The organism is Teichococcus deserti, assembly GCF_001982615.1.
Taxonomy (GTDB): domain Bacteria; phylum Pseudomonadota; class Alphaproteobacteria; order Acetobacterales; family Acetobacteraceae; genus Pseudoroseomonas; species Pseudoroseomonas deserti.
This window is the reverse complement of sequence record NZ_MLCO01000490.1, coordinates 1-3,109: the sequence shown is the minus strand read 5'-3', so window position 1 is coordinate 3,109 and position 3,109 is coordinate 1. Positions and strand designations below refer to the sequence as shown.

Annotated in this window: 1 protein-coding gene and 1 pseudogene; both read left to right on the top strand. The window is 74.0% G+C overall.

The genetic code is table 11. The features are described 5' to 3' along the window. A partial coding sequence (locus BKE38_RS29395) for a cobaltochelatase subunit CobN (protein WP_076960638.1) occupies window positions 1-2,472 on the top strand: 2,472 nt, incomplete at its 5' end. Further along, window positions 2,469-3,109: pseudogene (locus BKE38_RS29390) on the top strand (hypothetical protein); the annotation flags it as partial. The gene BKE38_RS29395 and the pseudogene BKE38_RS29390, both read left to right, overlap by 4 nt.

The following is a 3,109-nucleotide window of genomic DNA, read 5'->3' as shown; positions in this document are numbered from 1 at the left end:
GGCTCGACCCGCGGGCTGTCGCAGACGGCTCTCGCGATGCAGGTGGTGCTGCCGGAGCTCGACGGCCGCCTGCTGACCGCCGCCATCGGCTTCAAGGCCCCGACCGCCGAGATCGAAGGCCTCGGCTATGTCCCGCAATTGTCGCAACCGGATGCCGGGGGCGTGGCGCTCGCCGCCGACCGTGCGCTGGGCTGGGCGCGGCTGTCCGGCCTGGCGCGCGGCGAACGGCGGGTGGCGGTGCTGCTGTCCGACTATCCCGCGGTGGGCGGGCAGGCCGGGCATGCGGTGGGCCTCGATTCCTTCGCCAGCCTGTCTGCGCTGCTCGGCGATCTTCGTGACGCCGGCTACGATCTGGGCGACGGACCCTTTCCCGAAAGCCTGTCGAAGCCGCTGACGGAAGGAACGCCGACGCCCTTCCTGTCGCTCGCCGACTACGAAGCGCGTTTCGAAAAATTGCCGACGCCGTTGCGGGAAGCGGTAACCGCCGCCTGGGGGCCGCCTGCCGACGACCCTGCGCTGATCGGCGTGCAATTTGCCCAGCGGCATCTGCGCATCGGCAAGGCGATCATCGCCGTGCAGCCGGATCGCGGCAGCGCGCTGGACCGCAGCGCCGGCTACCACGACCCCGACACGCCGCCGCGCCACGGCTTCATCGCCTTCTATCTGTGGCTGCGCGGCCATGCCGACGCGCTGGTGCATCTCGGCACCCATGGCACGCTGGAATGGCTGCCCGGGAAGGCGACCGCGCTGTCGGAAAGCTGCGCGCCGCAGGTGCTGCTGGGCGGGCTGCCGATGCTCTATCCCTTCATCGTCAACAACCCGGGCGAGGCCGCTATGGCCAAGCGCCGCCTGGGCGCGGTGACCATCGGCCATCTGACGCCGCCGCTGCGCGCCGCCGGCAGCCATGGCGCGGCCTCCGAGCTGGAGCGGCTGATCGACGACTATGCTGCCGCCGACGGGCTCGACCGCCGCCGGACTTCTCTTCTTCGCCGCGACATTCTGGAGCGCGCCGCCGCAGCCGGGCTGCTCGAGGAGGGCAAGATCCCGAGCGACCTGCCCGAGGAAGAGACGCTCGCCCGGCTCGACGCCTGGCTCTGCGACGTGAAGGAAATGCAGATCCGCGACGGGCTGCATGTCTTCGGCCGCGCGCCCGACCCCGACCGCGCGGCGCTGCTGGAGCAGACCATCGCCACCGGTGCGCCCGGCTTCGACCGCGCGACCCTGCTGGCCAGCCCGGAGGCCGAGCGCGACGCGCTGCTCGCCGGGCTGGACGGGCGCTTCGTCGCCCCAGGCCCCGCCGGCGCCCCCAGCCGCGGCCGGGCCGACGTGCTGCCAACAGGAAGAAACCTGTTCGCCATCGACCCGCGCGGGGTGCCGACCCGGGCCGCGCTGGTGCTGGCCGGCCGCGCGGCGGAAGAGCTGCTGCGCCGCCACCGGCAGGAGCAGGGCGACTGGCCGCGGCGGATGGTGATCGACCTCTGGGGCAGCGCGACGCTGCGCACGGGGGGAGAAGAACTAGCGCTGGCGCTGCTGCTGCTGGGGGCGAAGCCAGTCTGGGACGAGGCCTCGGGCCGCGTCACCGGCATCGAGATCCTGCCGCTGGCCGAGCTCGACCGGCCGCGCATCGACGTCACGCTCCGCATTTCGGGTCTCTTCCGCGACGCCTTCCCCGCCCAGATCGCGCTGTTCGATGAAGCCGTGCGCGCGGTCGCCGCGCGTGAAGAGTCCCCCGACTGGAACCCGCTGGCCGAGGCGGCGCGCGGGCTGCAGGGCATGGCGCAGCGGCTCGCCACCGCGCGCATCTTCGGCGCCGCCCCGGGCAGCTATGGCACCGGGCTCGAGGACCGGCTGGCCAGCGGCCGCTGGGACGACCGCGCCAGCCTCGGCCGCGCCTGGCTGGAGGGATCCTCCACCGCCTTCGGCAAAGGGCTGGACACCGCTGCCCCCGAGGCGCTGGCCCAGCGCGTGGCCGCCGCCGACGCCTTCCTGCATGCCCAGGACCATGCCGAGCTCGACCTGCTCGACAGCCCGGATTACGCCGCCCATGCCGGCGGCTTCGCGGCGGCGGCGGCGATGCTGGGCGGCGCCCCGGTGCTGTACCACGCCGACACGGCGGCGCCGGACCGGCCGGTTCTGCGGCGCGTCGAGGAAGAAATCGCCCGCACCATCCGCGGCCGCGCCGCCAACCCGGCCTGGATCGCCGGCATGCGCCGGCATGGCTATCGCGGCGCCGCCGAGATCGCGCGCAGCATCGAGGCGCTGCACGGTTTTGCGGCGACGCTGGGCCAGCGCTTCGACCGGCAGTTCGATCTTCTCTTCGACGCCACGCTGGGCGACGCCGAGACGCGCGACTTCCTGGCGCGGGAAAACCCGGCGGCGCTGGCGGCCCTGCAGAGACGATTCGACGAGGCCCGGGCGCGCCGGCTGTGGCACCCCCGCCGCAACGACGTCGCCGAAAGCCTGGCGGGATGAGCGCGGTGAAGGGCTGGTGCCCCAGCCTCTTCGCGCCGATGCAGTCGGGCGACGGGCACCTGCTGCGGGTGCGTCCCTTTTCCGCCCGCATCTCTGCCGCCCAGGCGCGCCGCATCGCCGCGCTGGCGCCGGGCGCGATCGAGCTGACCAACCGCGGCAACCTGCAGCTGCGCGGGCTGGCCGCAAACCAGCTGGAGCCGGTGGCGCAGGCGCTGCTGGCGGAGGGCCTCGCCTGGCCCGATCCGGCGGAGGAAGCCCAGCGCAACCTCTGCACCCCGCCTTTGCCGGTCGCGGATCACGGCTGGATCGCGGCGCTGGAGGCCATGCTGCGGCAGGCCTCCGGTCTGGCGGCGAAGTTCGGCATCACGCTGGACACGCCCGACCAGCCCGGGACAGCCTCGGATATCCGGGTGACGCTGGGGGATGGCGCGGTGTGTCGCCTGGCCTCCGGCGATGCCGTCGCCCCCGCTACCCCCACCACCGTCGCGAGGCTGGTCCAGAACTTCGCCACTGGCGGCCATAAGCGCCTGCGCGACGCCGTGGCGGAGCATGGCGCCGCCGCTCTGCTGGAGGCCGCCGGGATGGCGCCCCGCCCCGACACCACCCCGCCCGGCCCGCCGCGCGCCCTGCTGGGGCC